The organism is Streptomyces sp. NPDC053673, from assembly GCF_055585225.1.
Genome location: NZ_JBVJKN010000001.1, coordinates 571,979 through 592,867, shown reverse-complemented (window position 1 = coordinate 592,867; position 20,889 = coordinate 571,979). Strand labels below are relative to the sequence as shown.

Genomic DNA, 20,889 nt, shown 5'->3' with positions numbered 1-20,889 from the left:
GCGTCTCACTGCTTGCCGGGCTGTTCGGCGGCCCCACGCTGGTGACGTATCTGAAGGTGGCCACCTCGATGGCCCGCCTCTTCGTGAGCTTCGTCAGCCCTGTGGCGGCACAGCTCTACCCCCGCCTGGCCCTGGCGGGAGCTCATGGACACCGTACGGCGGTGATGCGCGACGTCCTCCGCTCCAGTGCGCTGACCGGAGCGATGGGAGTGCTCGCGGTGGCGGTCGCTGCTCCCCTCACCGGCCTGCTCCTGGGGCTGGTGTACGGCGCCGAATACACAGTGCTGTCGACGGCGACGGTGGTGCTCCTGGCTGGGGCCGCGCTGCGCGGCACGGTGATCTGGGGCAAGGTGTTGCCGTCGGCTCTGGGATTCCCGGGTATCCGGCTGGCCTTCCTGACGGCCGAGGGCATCTGCCAACTGGGGATGCTGGCCACCGTGACTCAGCTCTGGTCGGGACCGGCGCGCATGACATTGGCCTTCGCGTGCGCTTCCCTGTGCCTGCTGGCGCTGAGCACGGCCTGCTGGTTCCTCGTGCTGCGGGTCCTCGTCACGTCGATGCCCCGTCCGGGTGCGCCTACGGCGCCGGTTGGCAAACCCGCAGGAACAACCTCGGCGTGAAACTCACGACCCTCGCGGTGTGCAGGCACCTGTCCCGCCGTCGGCGGACCGTTCGACGGCTGCGGTTCACCAGCTGTCGGAGCGAGCCCCATCCCTGCGTAGGTGAAGAACAGCAGCGTCAGCATCGACCCGGAATAGAGCGTCATCTCCGTCATGGACATCGCGAGTACGGCGACGGTGAACAGCAGTGGGGCGTCGCGCGTCGACACCAGGCGCTGGAGCAGCCGCCCCAGGAAGAGCACCAGCAGCAGCACGCCAGGCACACCCACTGAGGCGAACACGCACACGAACAGGTTGTAGGGCAGAACCTGGTCGAATGCCTCGTAGACGTGGACCGCGACTCCGAGGTCGTCCCGGGACGACGCATACCCCCATCCGCTCCCGAACAAGGGGTTCTCGAGCCCTCGGCGCATGCCTGCGACGATGCTCTGCCACCGCTGGTCGGCGCTGGAGGCGTTGAGGCCGAACGAACGGGTGACCCAGTCGACGGTCTGCAGTCCCAGCAGGGCGAGCCCTCCGAAGACGACGAGGAGCCTGGACAGCGTCAGCCTTTTCTGTGCCCAGACGACGAGGACGACGATGGTGGCGAACCAGACGCTGCGGGTCTGCGTCAGAAAGATCCCGTACAGCAGCACCGAGCCGACAAGCCACGGCCACGGGGTACGCAATTCCGACGTCAGCAGTGGGCACAGGGCGGCCAGGAGGAGCGCACCGGTCTGCGCTGGGTCGCCGATGTCGCCTCCGACCAGCCGCGTCTGCTCCTGGATCACTCCACCCACGACATTGACCAGGGCGTAGCACGTGACGATGCCGTAGATCAGCCTCCGGTCCGTCTCACGGCGGGACAGGAGGAGGAACACCCCGCCATAGACGGCGATCCGAAGCAGCGGGGTCACGGAGGCTCCCGTCTCCACTGTGGCCAGGAGTGACCAGGCCAGGAACAGCACCAGACATACCCGGACGGACCTCTGGGATTCGGCATGAACGGTACGCTGCTTGGTGAGACAGCACAGACAGGCGAGCAGCAGCACATCGCTCAGCAACAGTGGTCCCATGAGCGGGGTCTGGAGAGCGGTGACACCAAGACCGCTGCCCGTCACGATGGCGGCTGCCAGCAGGATCTCGGGCGGAAGAAACAGCGCCGAGAGCGTGATCATGACCGTCAGCGCCGCGGGGAGCGGACCGCCCGGGCCCGCAAAGTGGGCGACCAGCGCCACCGAGACCGTGACACCCAGGATCGGAACGGCTTCCCGAGACAGTACCCGCATCACGTGCTCCCTCCACCGCAGGCAGGACGGCCCCTTGCGTGAGTCCCGCCAAGACGTCGCAGGTGCCGACGGAAGAACAACGAGCAGGCGTCCTCGGACATATCGCCGTGGTGAGTATGGCCGGACCGCGAACAGCGGCGTATCCGGCGCGCGGTACCGCACTCCGCCGGGTGGAACGACGCCGTCCAGGACGTCCGCCGGAGGGGTGTACCGGCCGTCCGGATCGGCTCGTCGGCGAACCGACCGCGTTCCGCTGTGCCACGCTTGGGCAGATTCCGCAAGCGAGGGCCGATGGGGACCGGTGCCTGCACAGGACTCCGTATCAGCGCCGTACGCCGGGCGGCTGGTTGCCAATCGTGACAGGCACTGATCCGGCCAACCGGTTTCGTCTGGAGGAAGACGTGACGCTCTGCAGCAGCCTGGCCTTCGTGGGCAGCGTATTGGGCGGTGTGCCCTCGTGAGCGCCACACTCCACAGCAGCGAGTCTTCGCCCGTCACTCCCTCCCCGACGCAGCCCCGGCTCACGGTGGTCACCCTCTCGGGGTCCCGGCAGGCGGATGTCGACGACTCCGCGGACTTCCGCACCTGGACCGCACTGGCCAGCCGTCTCGGCGCTGCCGAGTGCATCTGGGCGGGCCCGCACCTGGAGTGCCGACGAGGATCGCTTCACGTCCTCAGGCGCCCCCGGCGTCCCGGAGTGCTGCGATCGCTGGTCTGGGCGGCCGGATCGGCTCGGATCGGAGTGCGCCTCGCGCGCGCCGCCCAGCGCAGGGGCGACACCGTCGTGGTCAACGGAGCGGAACCATGGGGGTGGCCGTCCGCCTGGCTTATCGCCCGTGTCGTGAAGTGTCCATGGCTGTTGGACATCCACGGTGACCTCCTTGCGCTGCCAGTCGCCGCTTTCGGCCGCTGGCGACGGACCGTGCTGCGGCGCGCTGTTGTCATGTTCGCCCGACGCGCCGACGACTGCAGGGTCGTCGCCCAGTCGATGCAGGACGGCCTGGAGCGGCGCGGAATCCCTTCCGTGCTCGTCCCGCCGCGGCTGCTCCCCGTCTGGGAACAGCCGCTGAAGCGCTGCCGGCCCCCGCTCGCCACGGGGGCGGCACCTCGGCTTCTGGCGGTCGGCCGACTCCACCCATCCAAGGGGTACGATCTGCTGCTGCTGGCGATGGCCGAGCTTGTGGGGACGCTCCCCACGGCGCGGCTACGGATCGTGGGCGATGGACCGATGAGGACCCGCCTCCGTGAACAGGCCGAACAGCTCGCTCTGTTGGATCATGTGGACTTCCTGGGCGCACGCGACATCGACGACATCCGCTCGGAGCTGTCCCGCACCGACGTCTTCGTCATCTCCTCACGGGACGAAGGCCTACCGAGGACTCTTCTGGAAGCCACGGCCGCGGCCGTGCCGGTCGTCGCCACTTCGGTCGGCGGAATTCCGGCGGCCGCGGCGCGGTGGGACAGTGTGACGCTGGTGACGCCCGGCCCAGCCGCGATCGCGAGCGGGGTACGCCAGGTCCTGGCACGCCCGCCCAGCGACGACCAACTGGCCTCAGTCCGCAGCGACGTTCTCGCGACCTATGGCTTCGAGACGAACATCGACTCGCTGGCTGCCCTCTTCCGGTCGGTGGGCACGGTCTGAGCCGAACGCCCCGGAGGCTGCCGACGAACGAGACAAGTGAGGAGATTGCTGTGGACCGAGCGTCAGCGGCTGGTCAACGGGCCTCGTGCACACCGGTCCCCGGCGGGCCGGAGCCGCGCCCGCGGCTGGTCTATGTCGTCCCCCATCTGTCCCGGACCGAGTCAGAGCACTTCGCGCACATTCCGGCCCTGCTCGCGGCGCTGGGGAAGCGAGTCGACGTTGCGGCTGCCATCGAGCGGGGAGACCCGCCGGCGCGCCTTGCCGGCGTGCGGCTGCTGCTGCGCGTGCCGGGCCGGAGTCGCCTCGGTCGCGTGCTGGGCACCGCGCTGACCGTCCACCGCTGCGCCCGCGCCGGCTACCGGACCTATTTCCTGCGCTACTCCACTCTGTTCGTGACCGTCCTGATCCTCACCCGTCCGGTGTACCGCCATCGCATCTTCCTGTGGCGCAGCGGCACGGCCAATCTGTGCGCGCCGGGCGAGCGTAAGTCGTTGCACCACAGGGTCCGTCACCTCATCAACCGGCTGACGGCACGGTCGGTGCACTGTCTGGTCACCGGACCGGAAACCATGATCCCCGTCATGGCTCGGCAGTGCGGAGTGCCGCGTCACAAGATGCGACTGCTCTACAACGACATCGACGCCGAACGATTCGCCCCGTTGACCGCGGACGCGCGGAGAGCGGCTCGGGCGAGGCACGGGTGGTCCGAGGACGAGTTTGTCATGCTGTACGTCCACCGGCTGTCGTATCGGAGAGGGGTGCGTCTCCTGGTGCCGCTGTTCAACGCGGTTCGCCCGGCGGTGGAGGACCCGGCCCGGGATGTCCGGCTCGTCGTCGTGGGTGAGGGCCCGGAGCAGTCCCGGCTGCAGCACCAGGCGGCTGACCCCGCGCTGGGCGGCCGGATGCAGGTCCTGGGCGCCATGCCCAACCGTGACCTGCCCGAACTCTACGCTGCGGCGGATTGCCTCGTCATGCCGAGCTACGAAGAGGGGTTTCCGCGGGTGCTGTTGGAGGCGATGGCCTCGGGCACGCCTGTGGTGACGACGGACGCGGGCGGCTCCGCCGACGTGGTGGGTTCCGACTATCCGTATGTGGCTCATGTCGGTGACCTCGAGGCGCTGGCCAACCACGCGCGCGCCGTCATGCTGATGCCACGCGAAGACCGACGCCTGCTCGGGCTGCGGCTGCGGGAGCGCGCGCGAACGGAGTTCTCACCCCAGCGAGCGGCTGCAATGCTCGAAGCGCTGCTCTGACGCCCGCACCGCCGTTCGCCGGGGCGCGCGGCGGCTCGGAGCCGCGCAACGGGCCCATACGCCGATCCGCAGCCTCATCCCCGGGGCCGGAGCAGCGCCAGATACGTCGAGCACAGGAGGTTGGGCCAGCGACACACGGCGCGTCCGATACGGTTCGCCTGCGGACCGAGCAGCACCCGCTCGTCGGCCACCTGCCAGCCGTGCACACGCCCCGAGGCCCGTACAAAAGCGCGCGCCTCGTCCAGCGAGAAGAACCAGCGGTGACGGTCCCTGGGCGGTACTGCGGGCAGTCCGTACTTCTGAGAGATGGGCTTCCCACGCAGATGCCTGAGGCGGGTACGCACCTCATAGGCGTTCGGAAGAGTAATCACGACATGCTCACGCGCCACCCGGCACAGTTCGGAGAAGCCGAGATGGAAGTCATCTGTGTGTTCAAGAACGTCGAATGCGGTGACCACGTCTGCTGACCGGCTGTCGAAGGGCAGCCGCTCGCCGAGGTCGGCCACCACCTCGGCCGACGGGTCGATGTCCACCCCCACGTAGCGCACGTGGCGGCCGCTCAAGGCAGTTTCCAGCTCACGGGTGCGGCATCCGACGTCGACGACGGTGCCGTGCCAAATGGAAGGGTAGGTGCGAACGATGCCGGCCGCCTTCTGTAGTGCCATGCCGCCGTCGACTTTGGCAATGTCCATCGTGCGCATCGGTCCTCCTTCTTGTCCGCTTCGCATACATGGCGTGGCGCGACGACGATGATGGTTACTGGAGCCCGCGTAAACCCGAGATGGAACCTATTCTCACAGCTCATTACAGTATGTCGGCTTCGGACATGCTCTAGAGCTTCTCCGAAAGGGGCGGATGAGTGACGTGATGAACGCGGCTCGCCTGGGGCCCGGGTGGAGTGGAGCCGCGCGCGGTTCTCAGCCGGGTCGATTGCTGGGGACTCCTTCCTGGCCGCGGAGTCATATCATGAGCGTTCTTGTCCCAGCGCCGCTCGGTACCACTCCTCGACGCGGCCCGCGACCACGGACCAGTCGAGCTCCGCAGCTGCACGTCTCCCGAGTTCGCTCATCCTGCGCCGGTCCGATTCATCATCGAGCAAGGCCATCAGGGTGCTGACCAGTTCCGTCTTCAACCCGGACGGGAAGACCCGGTAGGCCTCCGGGGCAGCCACCACCGGATCGAGCGACGCCTCCGACGACACCACGACGGGCGTACCCAGTGCCAGAGCCTCCAGCGCGGCTGTAGGTACGCCCTCTCCCTTGCCCGGCAGCCGACGCGAGGCGAGTACGAACACCTCCGCACGGCGCACCAGTCGGTAGACCTCCTGGCGGTGCAGCGCACCGGCCAACTCCACTCCCGGCCCACCTGTCGCGAGGTGAGCGAGCCTGCCCCGCTCCGGGCCCTCACCCACGATGACGAGGCGCAGCCCGGGTCGCCTGCGGGCCATTTCGTGGAAGGCTTCGATGAGCAGGCTGTGGTTCTTTACCGGGTCCAGCGCGCCAACGCTGACGATCAGGCCGCGTTCACGACCGCAGGGGCCGGCGGCAGAAGGCATGCGGGACAACTCGAGACCGCTGGACATAGTGAGGATGTGCCGCTCATCCACGCCGCACTTCACGAGGTCGGCCGTGGTCCCAGAGCCCAGTGCGATGAACGCGTCCACGTGCTGGAACGCATATCGGGCCAGTCGCCGCCGTCGGTCGGCGAGTCTCCCATGGACGGTCAGGAACAGGGGGATACCGAGGCTGCGGCACACGGGTCCCAGCCACATGGCCTCAACATGGTCCCCGTGCAGGTGCAGCATGTCCACGTCGTGCGAACCCGTGCTCAGGAACCGCTGCCGGACCGTCGCGGCGGCCTCAGCCGCGAACGCCGCCCTGTCGGACAACTGGTTCAACACCCGTGACAGGGCGGTTGTTCGCAGTGCCAAACGCGTGGCCCCCGACGGCACCGCAGTTCCGTGCCGGAAGACCATGGTTACCCGGTGCCCGCGGTCCACCTGCTCTCGCGTCAGGCATTCCACATGGCGTTCCAGACCGCCCGGCATCGGCGGGACTCGGTAGCTCAGCCGCAGAATATGCATCGACGTGTCTGCTCCATCCCTCGCCCCGCGCGGCGAATGTATCGCTGGATCAAGAAGAATTGCGTGACGTCACAACGCTCGCGGTCCCACCCGCGACGTCTCACTGATATGGACCAGCTACCGAGCTCGTGCGCCGCAGCGCGTCGGGCCGGTTCTGTGCTGGCGGCGGCTGAACCGTTCTCACCCGCCGACGAGATTCTGCGGTGCGTTCCCCTGCGGTTTTGCGGCGCTCCCTCGCCGCTGGTGCCGGCAAGGGCGCTGTGGCCACATTCCCCACGGCTGCCGCCGCGCACGTCAACGGCCTGGTGCGACGGTGATTCCCTCGCACCAGGCCGTGATGCTGGACAGAAGGCGCCTGCCCGGGTGTCAGGGGATGGTCCACGACACCCGTTGACTCTCAGCCTCGTTCAGTGCCCCTACGCCGGCGCTTGGCGATCACCAGCGACCCGCCACTGAGAAGCAGCAGACCGCCTGCCGCGCCGAGTAGCGCCACCGGTGCACCGGAAGAACCGGTCTTCGCGAGCTCCGAGGAGTCATCGTCATGGCCGGAGGATCCGCTGTCACGATCCGAGTCGTGATCGCGCCCATTCTCGTCGCCGTGGCCGGGCCGGTCGTTGTCCCTGTCGTTGCCATGGTCAGGCCGGTCGTTGTCCCTGTCGTTGCCATGGTCAGGCCGGTCGTTGTCCCTGTCGTTGCCATGGTCGCCGTCGTCATCGCCATGGTCGCCGTCGTCATCGCCATGGTCGCCGTCGTCATCACCGTGGTCGCCGTCCCCAGTCACGGTCACCCGTGCAGACAGCGTGAGCCCGGATGTCTGGCCGACGAGTTGAAAGTCGTACGTGCCCGGGCGGACGCCTTCGGGGATGATGACCCTGCCCGTCACAACGCCGTTCTCGTCAGCGGTGAAAGTGCCGAGTTCGATGATCCCACCGCCGCCGTTGCCGCCATCACCGTCACCTTTGTCACCTTTCGGTGTGGGCGTGGCAAGAGGCAGAGGAAAGGTAGGCGATGATCTCAGTGCGGCCGTGGCCGCGGGGGCGCCGGCAGCGCCAGGAGCGACGAGGACGAGTCGGGCAAGAACCGTCTCACCTGGCTGGAAGCCCGTCGCGGAATGGTTGATGTCGTCACCGGGCGTCAGCTCGGTGTCGTCGATCGTAAGACCTGGAACCGGTGGGTACTGCGCGAATGCCGGCTCGGCGGCAACAAGCGGAGCAGCAACAATGAGGGCTGCACTGGCGGCGGCCAGGGCGCCGTGCCATCTAGGACGTCTGGGCATAGTGTTCGGCTCCTTCAGAAGGCGCATCGGTGAGCGTTCGTTGTCGTCGACGCGGGGAAAGGCAAGTCCCCCGTGACAGGCCGTGGAAATTCTCAGGACGTGGACCTGACGTGACCGCCCATGCGGCCACAGCGCGCAAGGGGGCGGGTTGGACCCCGCGATCTCCTGCGTGGTGGCCTTCGGCTGTGCGGAATGCCACCTGAAGTGGCCCCAGTGCGAGGGCGACTCGGTCGTTGATTGCGTACTCGGACCGTGTTCTCGTACTCAAGAGGCGCATAGCGGCGTGGTTGAACAGGTACGCCGATTGGGCCACCTCTGCATCCATCGCGCTCATCACTCCCTAGCCTGAGTCGGCTCTGCCGTACGCTCTGTGCCAATGCCACTGTCTGCCGCCCGACTCAGCGCACTGCTCGGTCACCACTCGGACAGCAAAGATTGACCGAAAATCAAACAACGGGATCCGTATACCTGGGCAGCTCCGGCCAAACAGGCTCACCGCGGTGGTCCACAGGACGGCCCAGCGGTTGCACTCATGTGGCTCATCAGCACTCGCGCCTTCGGCGTCCTACTGGTACCGCCTGTCGGTGAAGGCCGGATGGCTCCGGATCCAGCTTCCAGCACCGAGCCAGTAGTGCTTGGTCAGGTTCGTATCGGTGCTGGTTTGTCGCGGTGACAGGTAGGGACAGGCGCCGGTCCAGACCACGAGGATGGTCTGCCGTCTGCGGACGGCCTGGGAGAGGCAGGCTGACGCCGTCGCCCGCCCGGCCTGCCGCCCCACGTATGACCAGAAGGAGAGCCCGCAACGCGAACCCGTCGGCCTGCGTGATCGACGCGCAGAGCGTCAAGACCTCCACCAGCATCCCCGCCTCGAGCCAGGGCACCGACGCCGGCAAGAAAATCGTCGGGCGCTCGCGCCATGGGCGGTCACCGATGCGGCCGCTGATGGTGCCCACGTAGCAGTCGTCCGCGATCGGAACGCCGACCTGGTCCGCGAGGACGAGTGCCTGCTGGGCGAGGTGCTCGCTTCGTCGGGACTTCTCCAGTCCGAAGAGCCGTCCGAGGTGGACGGCACTGACCTTGCCGGGGGTTTCGGAGTGCCGGGCATGGCCACCCGTCCGGGCCAGCTCTTTGGCGAGCAACAGCAGGCGCTCCCGTGGGCTTTATGTCTCCGGAGCCGTTGACACCCCCAGGCCATGCGTTCGACAGGGGGAAAACATCATGCCAACTCCGGAGGTCAGGCGCCCCATTGCGGGGCCACCAAGAAGGCAATGGGGACACCGGGTGAGTTGCCGTGCGTGCGGTTGCGGCTCACCCGGTGTCGATAGGGCGGACTACCTCTGGTTGAGGGGGAGGGCGACGTCGAAGACCTGGCGGTTGGAGGGGAAGGCTCCGGCGTCAGTGGCCGCCCCTGTGAGGGGGTTGACTTCGTAGAAGCGGTAGGAGCCGTTGGTGGCGAGGGCAGCAAAGCCTCGGTTGCCGGCGTCCTTGGACGAGAAGTAGATGTCGAAGCCCGCGCTGGGGCCGGCGTTGACTCCGAGACTTCCGGTGGGGGCGAGCGTGCCGGAGTTGGCGGGGGACTGCAGCGAGACGCGGTCGTTGGCGGTGTCGATGTCGAACAGACTGGTGGCTGTAGCCATGTCGAGGTCGTTGTTGGTGTAGGCAGCACCGGTCACCCCGAGGGCCGTGGACGGCGGCATGGTCGGGTTGGTGAGGGTCCCGTCGGCGACGGTGCCACCGGTGGCGACGTTGACGTTGTGGCGCAGGTTCTGTCCGGTGTCGCTGATGATCCGCAGCCGGTCGGCGGCCGGGTTGAAGTCCACCCCGAAGAAGCTGCCCTGAAGCGCGATACTCAGCTGCGAGACCTTCGTCGCCGCGGCGTTGCCGGTATTCAGTGTGTAGACGCCGCCGGCGTCGCCGACGCCGTAGAGCAGGCCGTTTTGGACGCGGTAATCGATGCCGACCAGAGCCGTGTCGCCCTGCAGACCGGTGACGGTTCCGATCGAGGTGACCGAGCCGGGTCTGTTGGCGCGGAACTGAACCAGACGCTGGTCGCTGGTCAGCCCGGTCACCTTCAGACCTTTGCGGCCGCCACCGGGGTCCGGGTCGGCGGCCAGCGCGGGAGCGGCGGTGGACAGGGCAGCGGTGAGCACCACCGCGAGGACTGCCTTGCGCATGAGATCTCCAACGGAGTCGAGGCGCCCGCTCAGCCGGGCGCCACCCATACGACGAAAACAGCCAACCATCCCCTGGGCACATCGAGCGCAGCCATACGGCGGCATTCCCAGGCCGTGCACAGAGCGGCGGTGACCAGCTGTGCAGCCACCACACCCTTCAGGCACAAGCGGGCGGCCCCACAGCACCCGAGTGACATCAAGAGTCACTGACATTGATCATGACGCTTGCCCCAAAACGACTCCCGAAGTCACACCGAAACGACTCCCACAGAAAGGCTCTGGCCCACTTGTTGTGGTCGCGTACGCAGGGTGACTGTTGATCTTCATGTGATGTCGGTTGAGGTCGCCCGAAAATCGCCCGGCTGGAATGCGGTGTGGTCGACGTGCTGCGCCGTGGACGAAGTACTGCCGCAGCTGGATGAGCTGCTGTTCTTCTCAGTCGATGGCGTGTTTGTGGAGTCGGTGGAGGTGACCGACTCAGTCGTCCGCATCGAGGCTCGGACGATTGCCAGGCGGGCGTCCCGCCCGGGATGCGGGCCTGGACTAGGGAGCGTCGTCGAACGCGGTAACCGTGTGTGAAGCCGTGATCTGCCCCGCACGAAGGACGTCGGATGGACGAGAGCGACGCCGGTCATGAGCCCTGCGTGACAGCGTCTGGGCGACGGTCCGAACGGGCGCCGACCGGTCGAAGCCGTCGCGCCGGCGGCCGGAGTCCCGGTCGTCGCCCTCGACGTCTGGTGTCCGTCGAGCCGGACGGCGCCCTCCTGGTTAACGTATCGGGTTCCACAGTCGCAGGCGACTGCCGGCTGCCCACTCCCTCCAGCCCCTCGGCCTGGGCCTTTCGGGCTCACGAAGGCGACACTGGCTTCCGCAGCATCGTCACAGTGCAAGCCATACCGCCCGGCTAAGCGACAGGAGATCCAGGAGTCCTACCCGTCCTCTTGCTCCCGTGTCTGGACGCGGCCAGGCCACCCAGCTGACCGCCGTACCGGCGGATGCCGCGCCCCGCCGGGGGCTTCGCCCGGACCGCACAACGCCTCCTCGCCCTGGCCGCCGGCATCCGGCACAACTGGACCACCAACGCCAAGATCAAACGATCACTAGTCCCCTATGACCACTGAAGACATCGGACTCATCCAGGGGGGCGGCAGTGGATACGCAGGCCGTACAATTGAAGAGTTCTTCAATTCTGAAGTTGCCGTGTCGAACAAGTCGGCTAGGAGGCGGGGCTGCAGTGGCCGGTTTTGTCGAGGCCGTGGTGGAGCGGGTGCGCGAGGCACGAGCCGCGCTGGCAGACGCTTATGCGGCTGAGGATTCCTTCGGCGTGGCCGTCGCGCAGGAAGAGCTGGAGGATGCCCTGCGGCTGGCTGAGCAGCATGGCATTGCTGTGGATGCGGGGACGGACGAGGGGTGATCGGGATGCCGGTTCCGCTGTATCAGGCCAAGGCCGAGTTCTTCCGGATGCTTGGTCATCCGGTGCGGATCCGCGTGCTGGAGCTGCTGCAGGACGGCCCGATGCCGGTGCGGGATCTGCTGGCGGCGATCGAGGTCGAGGCGTCGAATCTGTCGCAGCAGCTGGCGGTGCTGCGCCGCTCCGGCATCGTGACGGCGACCCGCGAGGGTTCCACCGTGGTGTACGAGCTGGCCGGCGGGGATGTGGCCGATCTGATGCAGGCCGCGCGGCGGATTCTGAGTGTGCTGCTGGCCGAGCAGCAGGGTCTGCTGAAGCAGCTGCGCGAGGTTGAGGAAGAGGAGGCAGCGAGATGAGCGGCCGGTTCTTCCCTCCGTGGCGCAGGCATCTGCCGGTGGCGGCGGTCGAGCACGTACGGCCGGAGGTCCAGCGGCATGTCATCTCCGTGCCTGTCGGACCCGGGTCGGTTCGCGAGATACGGCAGGCGGTGGCCGAGCACCTCCTCGGGCTGGGTGTCGAGCCTCGGTCGGCGTTCGCCGACGCGGTGCTTCTGGTCGTCAGTGAGCTGGTCGCCAATGTGGCGCGGCACGCGCACGAGTCGGCCATGACGGACGTCACGATCACGGCCGGCGCGGGGCATCTGGTGATCGGCGTGGCGGACGGGGACCCGCGCATGCCGGATCTCTCCCCCGGCGGCATGGGTGAGGGACTGCGCACGGTGACCGAGCTGGCCGCCCGCTACGACGGCGACATCAGTGCGGAACCGGGCACCGGCCACGACGGGAAGGTCGTACTCGTCCGGTTCCGCATTCCTTCGCAGAGAACACAAGGAGAACACCGCAGTGAGTGATCGCTCGTCCCGGAAACAGACGCGCGGAGAGAGGGACGTTGAGAGGTGGAAGGAGCGCGGCGTCATGCTGCGCGTCTTCGTGTACGTCTTCGCGACCCATCTGTTCGCCGGCTTCGTCTGGCTGCTGTTCTACGTGGGTGAGCACGCACAGAAGTAGGTGTGCTGCCGCAGCCGCCGTAGGCAAGGCCGTATGGTCCCTCAGATGGGCCGTCCGGCTCTGTTCGTCTGCGGTGACTTCGTGAGTTGCTTGGTTCCGCTGGGTGCTGTGTGCCCATCAGAGCCTGCTCAAGAGCAGCTCCCGACTGGTGGCGGTGTGGGGCCGGTTCCGCATCCAGCGGAAGGGACCCGCCCGCGTACCCGGTGGTTTTCGCGCGCCGGCGCAGCATAGAGCCGACGTCTCTCCAGCCTGCGGGCGCGGACCGGCTGTCGAAGGAGGGCCGTCATGACCACGGCCGCCGAGCCTCCGGCGCGCATGGTGGAGCTGAGCCCGGCCGAGGCTCTCGAACTGCTGGGCAGCGTGCAAGTGGGCCGCGTCGCGTTCTCCCACCAGGCGGTGCCTGCCATCCGGCCGGTCAACCATGTGGTGGACGACGGCGACATCGTGATCCGCACCCATACCAGCTCCGCCCTGCTGCACCATGCGCTGCTGTCCGAAGTTGTTGCGTATGAGGCCGACCAGCTCGACCCCGAGACACGCAGCGGCTGGAGCGTCGTCGTCACTGGCATGGCGACTCGTGTATCGCGCCCTGATGAGCTGGCCCGCTACGAGGGTCTGCTCTCGCCCTGGGTGGACTCCGAGATGGATCACGTGGTCCGGATCCGAGCAGAGATCGTGACCGGATACCGGCTGGTGCGTCAGCTCCCCGGCGTGTAACCCGCCCCTGTCAAAGATCGTTGCCGGCGTAGGAGAGGTTGAAGCTCTTATTGGTCAACGGGAAGTCCGGAACGATCGTGTCGGTGAGGGCGACGGGCAGGGCAGGCCAGTTGAAGAACGATGGATCCACGGGCTTGACCCTGGCCAGGGTGCCGTCCGGGCCGAGTTCGATGCGGGTGGTGATGGTGCCGCGCCAACCTTCGACGATGCCTGCGCCTGCGCCCGGGCCCGGGACGGGTGAGGGTGCGAGGACCGTGCCCGGCGCGAGGCCCTCGGCCAGGTGGGCGATCAGGGTGAGGGAGACGTCGATCTCCTGGGCGCGGATGAGAAAGCGGGCGAGTACGTCGCCGGTGCCGTGGGTGGGGACGACGAGCTCGGTGTCGTATGTGGTGAAGGGGTGGCTGACGCGGGCATCGGTGCCGGTGAGGCCGCTGGCGCGGGCCACATAGCCGAGGCAGCCGATGTCCCGCGCGGCGTCGGCAGTGAGCACGGCGGTGCCGGTGAATCGGTCGCGCACGGTGGAGCGGTCGAGTGCGAGGCCGGCGATCTCTCGAATGTCCGAGCCGATCGCCTGCAGGTGCCGCGGGTCGGGTAGCGCGTGCAGGGCGGCGCCGCCAGGCACGACGCCACCGCGTAGCAGCCGATGACCGGTGATCTCGGCGTTGAGGCGCAGGAGTTGTTCGCGTACGCGTTGGGCGTGGGCGTTGAGGATGCCATGGCCGACGTCGTTGCAGAGCATGCCGAGGTCGGCGACGTGGTTATGCAGGCGCTCCAGTTCCAGGAGGAGGGCGCGGGCGTGTTGGGCCTCTGGCGGGACCGTCATGCCGGTGGCTTCTTCGACGGCGAGACAGTATGCGAGGGCGTGGCCGACGGCGGTGTCGCCGCTGATCCGTTCGGCGAGGGGCAGCCCGGCTGTGGTGCTGCGGCCTTGGAAGAGCTTTTCGATGCCTTTGTGGACGAACCACAAGCGGGCTTTGAGTTTGAGGATGGTCTCGCCGACGACGGAGAAGCGGAAGTGGCCCGGCTCGATCAGCCCGGCGTGTACCGGTCCGACGGGGATTTCGTAGACGCCGTCGCCTTCGACCTCCAGGAAGGGGTAGGGGCCTTCCTGTTCTGCGAAGGGGGGCGGGGGCCCGGCGTCGGTGAGCATCGGGTACCAGCCGCGCGGCCAGTGGAAGTGGCGCACCAGGCGGCGCGGCAGAGGGTGATCGAGCGGCACGATGCCGAAGAGGTCGCGCATTTCGCGCTCGAACCGGCCTGCGGGGAAGGACATGTGGGCCAGGGTCGGCACCTCCGGCCGGTCGGCGTCGAGGTGTACGTGCAGTTCGGTACGGGCATCGGGCGGTCCGCCGACGAAGAGGTACACCACGCGGATCCGGTCCTCGTCGTGGTGTGCGGCGACCAGGGCGAGGCGGCGGCCGGCACGCAGCAGCTGCTCGGCGCGCTTGGGCAGTTCGGCGGCATGGATCTCGTGAACGGTGCGCATGGCTTCAGCGGGCTCCGATCGCCTGGGCGGCATCGTGCAGCAGGTCGGTGAGCGGACCGGTCGTGATACCCAGGGCCGCGCAGGCCAGCAGGCCCAGGGCGAGCGGCCATCCTGTCGTGGCGTGCGGCTCGTTCGTACGGGATGTGGGTGCGGGGCCGAGCAGCATCCGCGCGGTGCGGGAAGCGAGTGCGGCGAAGGCGATCAGCACGAGCAGCAGGGCTGCCGCGGTGGCCCAGCCCATGCGGGCGGCGAATCCGGCGCGGACGATGCCCAGTTCGGAGGCGAACAGACTGAACGGCGGGAAGCCGAGCAGTGCGACGACCGCGAGACCGAAGGCCCCACCGAGCCCGGCAGTCCGGGCGAGCAGACCGCGCACCCGCCCGATGTGGGTGCTCCGGGTGAGGTGCAGGATGTGGCCGGAAGCGCAGAAGGCGACCGCCTTGGCGAGCCCGTGCCCGGCGATGTGCAGGAGCACGGCGGCACGGGCGAGCGGGGTGCCGATCGCGGCGCCGAGGGCGATCAGGCTCATGTGCTCCATGCTCGAGTAGGCCAGCATCCGTTTGTAGTCGCGCTGGGCCAGCAGCAGGGCAGCTGCGAGGGCGAGCGTGAGCAGCGCGATTCCGGTCAGCAGGGCGCGGGTATAGCCGTCGCCGAGGGCGGCGTCGGCGATGCTCTGGTAGCGCAGGATCGCGGTGAAGGCCACGGACAGGAGAACCCCGGACATCAGCGCGGAGACGGGGGCGGGGGCCTGGCTGTGGGCGTCGGGCAGCCAGGCGTGCAGGGGCGCGAGGCCGGCTTTGGCGCCGAAGCCGACGATGACGAGCATGATGCCGAGTCGGGTCACGGCCGGGTCCAGACGATCGGCCCGGGCCACGAGGGTCGGCCAGTCCAGGGCGTACGCCTCGGCGATGCCGGCCTGTCGGGCGGCGTAATAGATCAGCACTGTGCCCAGGAAGGCCAGGGCGATCCCGGCCGAGCAGATCACGACGTACTTCCACGCGGCCTCGACGGATGTACGGGTGCGGCGGTGGCCGACGAGGAAGGCGGTAACGATGGTGGTGGACTCGATGGCCACCCACAGCACCCCGAGATTCGGGGTGAGCACGGCCAGGCACATGGCCGCGAGGAACGCCTGCACGAGGACGTGGAAGAGCGCGGTGCTACGGGCATCTGTCCGTCCGGCGGTGCGTTCGCCCGCCAGATAGGTGGGAGCCGTGGCGCAGGCGATCAGCGCGACGGCGCCGACGACCAGGAGCATCCACACCGTCAGGGCGTCGGCCCGCAGCAGCCGGCCGTACGCGGTCACTGCCTCGTCGCGACCGAGGGCAGCGGCCAGTACGGCGCCGCACACGATGACCGCCAACGGGGAAACAAGCCCGCACCAGTCGCTCCGGCGAGAAGCGTCGGCCACCGGTGGAGGTGGTGCCCCGGCCCCTTCCGCCGGTCCGGCCGTGACGCCGACCGGGGCAAGCTGACGGGACACTTCCCTGCTCGGCTCCCGTACCTCCGCGGCAGCCGGGCGCAGACCAGTGAGCGCATAGGCGCCGGCTGCGGCAAGGGGTACGGCGACGGGCGCGGTCAGCAGCATCACGGTGGAGACGGCAGTCATCAGTCGTGCAGCTCCCGCAGGTCGTCGATGTCGGTGGTGCCGAACGCGGCCCGCATGCGGGCGGTAAGCAGCTGAAGGACCAGCACGGCGAGCAGAACGTCGAAGGAGACGCCGAGTTCGACGATCAGCGGCACTCCGGAGGTGGCGAGGAAGGCGGTGGCGGTGATGCCGTTGTCCAGCAGCAGGAAGCCCACCACCTGGGCGAGCGCCCGCCGCCTGGTGACCAGGACGAAGAACCCGATCAGGACGACCGCCAGACCCACCGGCAGGGCCTGCGTGGCCGGGGTGGGGTCGAGCTCGGCCAGGGGCCGGGCCACGGCATACGCGAGCAGCGTCAGTGCCGCCGCGGTGAGCAGGGACGCCGCCACGTTCACCAGCGGCTGGGTCTCGCGGGTCTCGGCGCCGTCCGGGTCGTACATGCTGTGCCCGGCACTCAACGCGGCCAGCGCCCGGCGCATCAGGTACGGAAGCACTCCGGCCCGCAGGAGACCGATTCCGGCCGCCACCGCGATGAGGTCCCAGCGTTCCTCGTGCAGCCCCAGCAGGACGGCGATGGCGGCCAGGGCGATGCCCTGGAGGGCGAAGGTCCGTACGATTGCTCCGAGTTCACGCCGCCAAAGGATCACCACAGCCGCCAGCAGGAACGCCCCGCAGGCCAGGTCCAGCAGCTGTGTGTACAGGCTCTCGCTCACCGGGCGCTCACTCTCCGCTCAGGAAGTAGGAGGCGGTCACCGCGAGCAGCGCCAGCAGGAAGGATCCGGCGAGCAGTTCGGGCACGCGGAACAGCCGCAGCTTGGCCCAGAAGACCTCGGCGGCCGCCAGGACCGCCCCCAGCAGCGCGACCTTGACCACGAGCAGGACGAGGGCGAGGGCGAGCGCCGCCGCCGATGGGGAGGTGGCGATGCCCCACGGGGCGAACAGCGAGGCGAGCAGCCCCAGCAGCACGGTGAGCCGCATCTGCGCGCCGAGCTCGACCAGCGCCAGATCGGGCCCTGAGTACTCCAGCACCATCGCCTCGTGCACCATCGTCAGCTCCAGATGCGTGGACGGGTTGTCCACCGGGAGCCGCCCGGTCTCCGCGAGCACGGCGACGGCGAGCGCGGCGGTGGCCAACAGGCCCGCGGGCGAGGCCAGCCGTGCCGGTTCGTGGACAGCTCCGGAGACGATGGTGGGCAGGTTGGTGGAGCCGGCCGGTATCGACAGCGCGAACACCGACATCAGCAGGGTCGGCTCCACCAGGGCCGCGATGGTCATCTCCCGCGATGCGCCCATGCCGCCGAACGCGGTGCCGGTGTCAAGGCCGGCCAGTGCCAGGGCGACCGTGCCCAGGGCGAGGAGCGCCACCACCAGGATCAGGTCCGCGCGCCCGGCGACCGGGGTGTTGGTGGAGAGCAGCGGCACCAGCGCGGCGACCACCGCGGTGGTGGCCACCAGCAGTGCCGGTGCGATACGGAAGGCCGGGCCGGTCCCGATGGGGGTGATCGGTTCCTTGCGCAGCAGTTTGCGCGTATCCCGCCACGGCTGGAGCACACCGGCCCCGGCCCGCCCCTCCATGCGCGCCCGGACTTGCCGCATCAGCCCCGTGAGCAGGGGAGCGCCTGCGACGACCACGGTGATCTGCCCCGCCACCGCCGCGTATCCGGCGGCGCTCACCAGCCCACCGCCAGTACCAGGAGCAGGGCGACCAGGCCGAAGAAGCCGTAGCCGAGATAGAGGTGGACGCTGCCGCCCGCCAGCCGACGTGCGGCCTGCCCGGATCTCGTGAGGAAGGCCAGCACCGGTTCGTACAGCCGGTGCTCGATCCGGTCCGGCACCCGGTTGCGGAAGCGGACACGCTCGACCAGGTACGCGGACTCCCGCGCGTGGGTGACGTTCACGTCCTGCTCCGGGGCAAGTACGTCGTCGAAGACGCGCTGCAGCGGTTCGGCGAACGAGGTCGCTGTATAGGCCATGCGCGGAGTGGGCGCTCCGCCGCCGCAGTCCCACAGCTTGGCGTCCCTGCGCCTCCGCCTGCGTCTCGCGTACAGCGCAGGCAGTCCGGCGGCGAGAGCCAGCGCCACAGTCAGCGCGGCCACCACCCACAGCGGCGAGAGCGAAGCAGAGATGCCCTCAAGACGCAGCTTCAGTCCGCCGCCCGACACGGCCTGGGAGCCCGGGAGCCCGGCGGCGAGCACGGCCCGGTCAAGGCTGCCGCCCAGCAGTCCCGGGACCAGCGCCAGCCCCACGCACCCCGCCGCGAGCAGCCCCATCCCGGTGAGCATCAGCGGCGGTGACTCCCGCGCGTCGGCGGCCTGCTCGCTGCGTGGCCGGGCGAAGAAGCAGACCCCGAGCGCCTTGACGAACACGGCCGCGGCGATCCCGGCGGACAGCGCGATGAGCGCCACCGCCAGGGGCAGCATCACGGCGACGGCCACCCCCGGCATCTGAAGTCCGTGGATGAGGGCCTGCAGAAGCAGCCACTCGCTGATGAACCCGTTGCCGGGCGGCAGCGCCACCGCGCCCAGCGCGGCCAGCGCGAACAGGGCGGCCGTCACCGGCATCCGGGCCCGCAGACCGCCGAGCCGGTCGAGATCCCGTACGCCGGTGGCGCGCAGGACCGAACCGGCCGAACAGAACAACAGAGACTTGAACGCCGCGTGGTTGACAACATGCAGCAACGCCGCCGCCAGGGCGAGCGCGGCCAGCGCACCGTCACCGGCGGAGGCGAAGAGGCCCGCCGCCCCGGCCCCGATCAACACCAGCCCCATGTTCTCCGACGTCGAGTACGCCAGCAGCCTCTTCAGGTCCGAGGCCATCGCGGCCTGCAGAATCCCGTACACGGCCGACAGCCCGCCCAGCGCGATCAGCCCCAGCCACCACCACGCGGGCCCCCCGCCCAGCAGATCGAACCCGGTGCGTACGAGGCCGTAGACGCCGAGGTTGACCATGGCCGCGCTCATCAACGCCGAGACCGGACTGGGCGCCTCCGGGTGAGCGCGCGGCAGCCAGGCATGCAGCGGCACCGCCCCCGCCTTGGACGTGAACGCCGCAGCCGTCAGCACGAACACCAGCCCCTTGACCGTGGGCGACATGCCGCTCGCGCCACGCCGCAGTGCCGCGAAGGATTCGTCCCCGGCGTGCGCGGCGAACAACGCAAAGGCGACGAGCAGCAGGATCAGTCCGAGGTGGGTCATCACCGCGTACCAGACGCCCGCCACTCGCACCGACGGCCGCTCGCGGTGCTCGGCCAGCACCAGCAGTAGCGAACCGAGCGCCATCAGCTCCCACAGGACCAGGAACGTGGACACCGAGCCCGCCGCAGGCACCAGCACCAGCGTCAGGGCAAAAAGCGGCAGCACCGTCTGCGCCGTCCGCGAAGCCGGCCCGTGCGGGCCGTGCCCGGCCGTGTACCCGATGCCGTACACCGACACCGCCGCCACCACGGCCCCCGCCACCGCCATGAACAGACCCGACAGCGCGTCCACTTCCAAGCGCACCCCGGCCAGCGGCAGCAGCCCCGGCAGCTCGGCCGACCATCGGGCTCCGCCCAGTGCTGCCACGCCCGCCGCACCCCCGGCCACACCCACCCAGGCCGTGCACACCCCGGCCGCCACGACACGCAGCCGGACCGGCAGTACGGCCGCCCCCGCCGCCCCTGCCCCACCCACGGCGACAGCGGCGCCAAGGCCGGCCGCGACCAGGCTCATCGGCCGGTCACCCGCCGCAGCGCTGCCACGATGTCCTCCGGCGCGGGCGGACACCCCGGCACCTCAAGACCGACCGGTACGACGTCGGCGACCGCGCCCTCGACCCCGTACCCGCCGGCGAACTCACCGCAGCTGATCGCACAGTCCCCGATCGCGACCACCAGCCGCGGCTCAGGCATGGCCGCCACGGTCCGTCGTAGCGGCTCGGCCATGTTCCGCGTCACCGGCCCGGTCACCAGCGCCACATCGGCGTGCCGGGGCGAGGCCACCAGCCGCGCTCCGTACCGCTCGGCGTCGTACACCGGATTGAACGCCGCCGCGATCTCGATCTCGCACCCGTTGCACGAGCCCGCGTCCACACAACGCACCTGGACCGAACCACCCAGTTCCCGCGCCGTCGGGAGGGGTTCCTCCGCCGGGGGCGGCGGGGCAGGTTCGGCCACCCGCCCGGTGTCGCGGATCTTGCCTAGCAGGCCCATGAACGCCCCTCCCGGTGCTGGTGAGGACTCTTCGCAGTCGACTAACGGACGGCCCGGAAACCGGTCACAGCCCTTTTCTCATGCTTTGCCTATTTTTGTTGGGATTTTGTTGTCCGCGTACTCGCCGACAAGTGGAAGGCTGCCGCCCCTCGCCGCGCAGAGCGCTGTCCATGTACGC

At 69.0% G+C, this 20,889-nt stretch carries 18 protein-coding genes and 2 pseudogenes; 9 read left to right on the top strand and 11 right to left on the bottom strand.

What is annotated here, in order from left to right; all coding sequences use genetic code 11:
* Window positions 1-442: 442 nt before the first annotated feature.
* Window positions 443-1,888, bottom strand: a complete 1,446-nt coding sequence (locus ACZ6ZQ_RS02660; protein WP_469766707.1) for an O-antigen ligase family protein — start codon at window positions 1,886-1,888, stop codon at window positions 443-445.
* Window positions 1,889-2,345: 457 nt separating this feature from the next.
* Here ACZ6ZQ_RS02660 and ACZ6ZQ_RS02655 point away from each other — a divergent pair, with 457 nt between their 5' ends.
* Complete coding sequence (locus ACZ6ZQ_RS02655) at window positions 2,346-3,530, top strand: glycosyltransferase (protein ID WP_469766706.1); 1,185 nt, start codon at window positions 2,346-2,348, stop codon at window positions 3,528-3,530.
* Window positions 3,531-3,796: 266 nt separating this feature from the next.
* Window positions 3,797-4,783 carry a glycosyltransferase gene (locus tag ACZ6ZQ_RS02650; protein WP_469766705.1) on the top strand — a complete coding sequence of 329 codons (987 nt, stop codon included), beginning with the start codon at window positions 3,797-3,799 and terminating at the stop codon, window positions 4,781-4,783.
* A 74-nt stretch (window positions 4,784-4,857) separates the two neighbouring features.
* Here ACZ6ZQ_RS02650 and ACZ6ZQ_RS02645 read toward each other — a convergent pair whose 3' ends face one another.
* The 3 genes from ACZ6ZQ_RS02645 to ACZ6ZQ_RS02635 all read right to left on the bottom strand — a co-directional run bounded on the left by ACZ6ZQ_RS02645 (window position 4,858) and on the right by ACZ6ZQ_RS02635 (window position 8,142).
* Entirely contained in the window at window positions 4,858-5,484 is a 627-nt protein-coding gene (locus tag ACZ6ZQ_RS02645) for a methyltransferase domain-containing protein (protein WP_469766704.1), read from the bottom strand.
* Window positions 5,485-5,747: 263 nt separating this feature from the next.
* Window positions 5,748-6,830, bottom strand: coding sequence for a glycosyltransferase family 4 protein (locus tag ACZ6ZQ_RS02640; RefSeq protein ID WP_469766819.1), 1,083 nt, complete (start codon window positions 6,828-6,830; stop codon window positions 5,748-5,750).
* 433 nt (window positions 6,831-7,263) lie between these two features.
* Window positions 7,264-8,142, bottom strand: a complete 879-nt coding sequence (locus ACZ6ZQ_RS02635) for an LPXTG cell wall anchor domain-containing protein (protein ID WP_469766703.1) — start codon at window positions 8,140-8,142, stop codon at window positions 7,264-7,266.
* Window positions 8,143-8,952: 810 nt separating this feature from the next.
* Here ACZ6ZQ_RS02635 and ACZ6ZQ_RS02630 point away from each other — a divergent pair.
* Window positions 8,953-9,057: pseudogene (locus ACZ6ZQ_RS02630) on the top strand (IS5 family transposase); the annotation flags it as partial.
* A gap of 416 nt (window positions 9,058-9,473) precedes the next feature.
* Here the strand turns inward: ACZ6ZQ_RS02630 and ACZ6ZQ_RS02625 are convergent.
* On the bottom strand, window positions 9,474-10,316 hold the full coding sequence (locus tag ACZ6ZQ_RS02625; RefSeq protein WP_469766702.1) for a DUF4394 domain-containing protein: 843 nt from the start codon (window positions 10,314-10,316) through the stop codon (window positions 9,474-9,476).
* 1,010 nt (window positions 10,317-11,326) lie between these two features.
* Between ACZ6ZQ_RS02625 and ACZ6ZQ_RS02620 the strand changes: the two are divergent.
* From ACZ6ZQ_RS02620 to ACZ6ZQ_RS02595, 6 genes and pseudogenes are all read left to right on the top strand, one after another.
* Window positions 11,327-11,437: pseudogene (locus tag ACZ6ZQ_RS02620) on the top strand (IS982 family transposase); the annotation flags it as partial.
* A 113-nt stretch (window positions 11,438-11,550) separates the two neighbouring features.
* Window positions 11,551-11,730 carry a hypothetical protein gene (locus ACZ6ZQ_RS02615; protein WP_469766701.1) on the top strand — a complete coding sequence of 60 codons (180 nt, stop codon included), beginning with the start codon at window positions 11,551-11,553 and terminating at the stop codon, window positions 11,728-11,730.
* A 5-nt stretch (window positions 11,731-11,735) separates the two neighbouring features.
* Window positions 11,736-12,083, top strand: coding sequence for an ArsR/SmtB family transcription factor (locus tag ACZ6ZQ_RS02610; RefSeq protein WP_469766700.1), 348 nt, complete (start codon window positions 11,736-11,738; stop codon window positions 12,081-12,083).
* The gene (locus ACZ6ZQ_RS02605) at window positions 12,080-12,577 is read left to right on the top strand and encodes an ATP-binding protein (protein WP_469766699.1); all 498 of its coding nucleotides are present in this window, start codon (window positions 12,080-12,082) and stop codon (window positions 12,575-12,577) included. The genes ACZ6ZQ_RS02610 and ACZ6ZQ_RS02605 overlap by 4 nt, the downstream gene beginning before the upstream one ends.
* Complete coding sequence (locus ACZ6ZQ_RS02600; RefSeq protein WP_469766698.1) at window positions 12,570-12,734, top strand: DUF6126 family protein; 165 nt, start codon at window positions 12,570-12,572, stop codon at window positions 12,732-12,734. Before ACZ6ZQ_RS02605 ends, ACZ6ZQ_RS02600 begins: the two co-directional genes overlap by 8 nt.
* A 285-nt stretch (window positions 12,735-13,019) precedes the next feature.
* Window positions 13,020-13,451, top strand: coding sequence for a pyridoxamine 5'-phosphate oxidase family protein (locus ACZ6ZQ_RS02595; protein WP_469766697.1), 432 nt, complete (start codon window positions 13,020-13,022; stop codon window positions 13,449-13,451).
* Window positions 13,452-13,461: 10 nt separating this feature from the next.
* On the opposite strand, the gene ACZ6ZQ_RS02590 is transcribed toward ACZ6ZQ_RS02595, so the two are convergent.
* From ACZ6ZQ_RS02590 to ACZ6ZQ_RS02565, 6 genes are read right to left on the bottom strand one after another with little or no spacing between them, the layout of a single operon-like run.
* A complete protein-coding gene (locus ACZ6ZQ_RS02590) occupies window positions 13,462-14,937 on the bottom strand; it encodes a hydrogenase large subunit (protein ID WP_469766696.1) in 1,476 nt (491 codons plus the stop codon).
* A 4-nt stretch (window positions 14,938-14,941) separates the two neighbouring features.
* Window positions 14,942-16,546 carry a proton-conducting transporter transmembrane domain-containing protein gene (locus tag ACZ6ZQ_RS02585; protein WP_469766695.1) on the bottom strand — a complete coding sequence of 535 codons (1,605 nt, stop codon included), beginning with the start codon at window positions 16,544-16,546 and terminating at the stop codon, window positions 14,942-14,944.
* Window positions 16,546-17,238 (bottom strand): hypothetical protein, encoded by a 693-nt coding sequence (locus ACZ6ZQ_RS02580; RefSeq protein WP_469766694.1) that lies wholly within the window; start codon window positions 17,236-17,238, stop codon window positions 16,546-16,548. Before ACZ6ZQ_RS02580 ends, ACZ6ZQ_RS02585 begins: the two co-directional genes overlap by 1 nt.
* A 7-nt stretch (window positions 17,239-17,245) precedes the next feature.
* Complete coding sequence (locus tag ACZ6ZQ_RS02575; RefSeq protein ID WP_469766693.1) at window positions 17,246-18,199, bottom strand: respiratory chain complex I subunit 1 family protein; 954 nt, start codon at window positions 18,197-18,199, stop codon at window positions 17,246-17,248.
* Window positions 18,196-20,232 carry a proton-conducting transporter transmembrane domain-containing protein gene (locus ACZ6ZQ_RS02570; RefSeq protein ID WP_469766692.1) on the bottom strand — a complete coding sequence of 679 codons (2,037 nt, stop codon included), beginning with the start codon at window positions 20,230-20,232 and terminating at the stop codon, window positions 18,196-18,198. The genes ACZ6ZQ_RS02575 and ACZ6ZQ_RS02570 overlap by 4 nt, the downstream gene beginning before the upstream one ends.
* The gene (locus tag ACZ6ZQ_RS02565; protein ID WP_469766691.1) at window positions 20,229-20,711 is read right to left on the bottom strand and encodes an NADH-quinone oxidoreductase subunit B family protein; all 483 of its coding nucleotides are present in this window, start codon (window positions 20,709-20,711) and stop codon (window positions 20,229-20,231) included. The genes ACZ6ZQ_RS02570 and ACZ6ZQ_RS02565 overlap by 4 nt, the downstream gene beginning before the upstream one ends.
* Window positions 20,712-20,889: the final 178 nt, after the last annotated feature.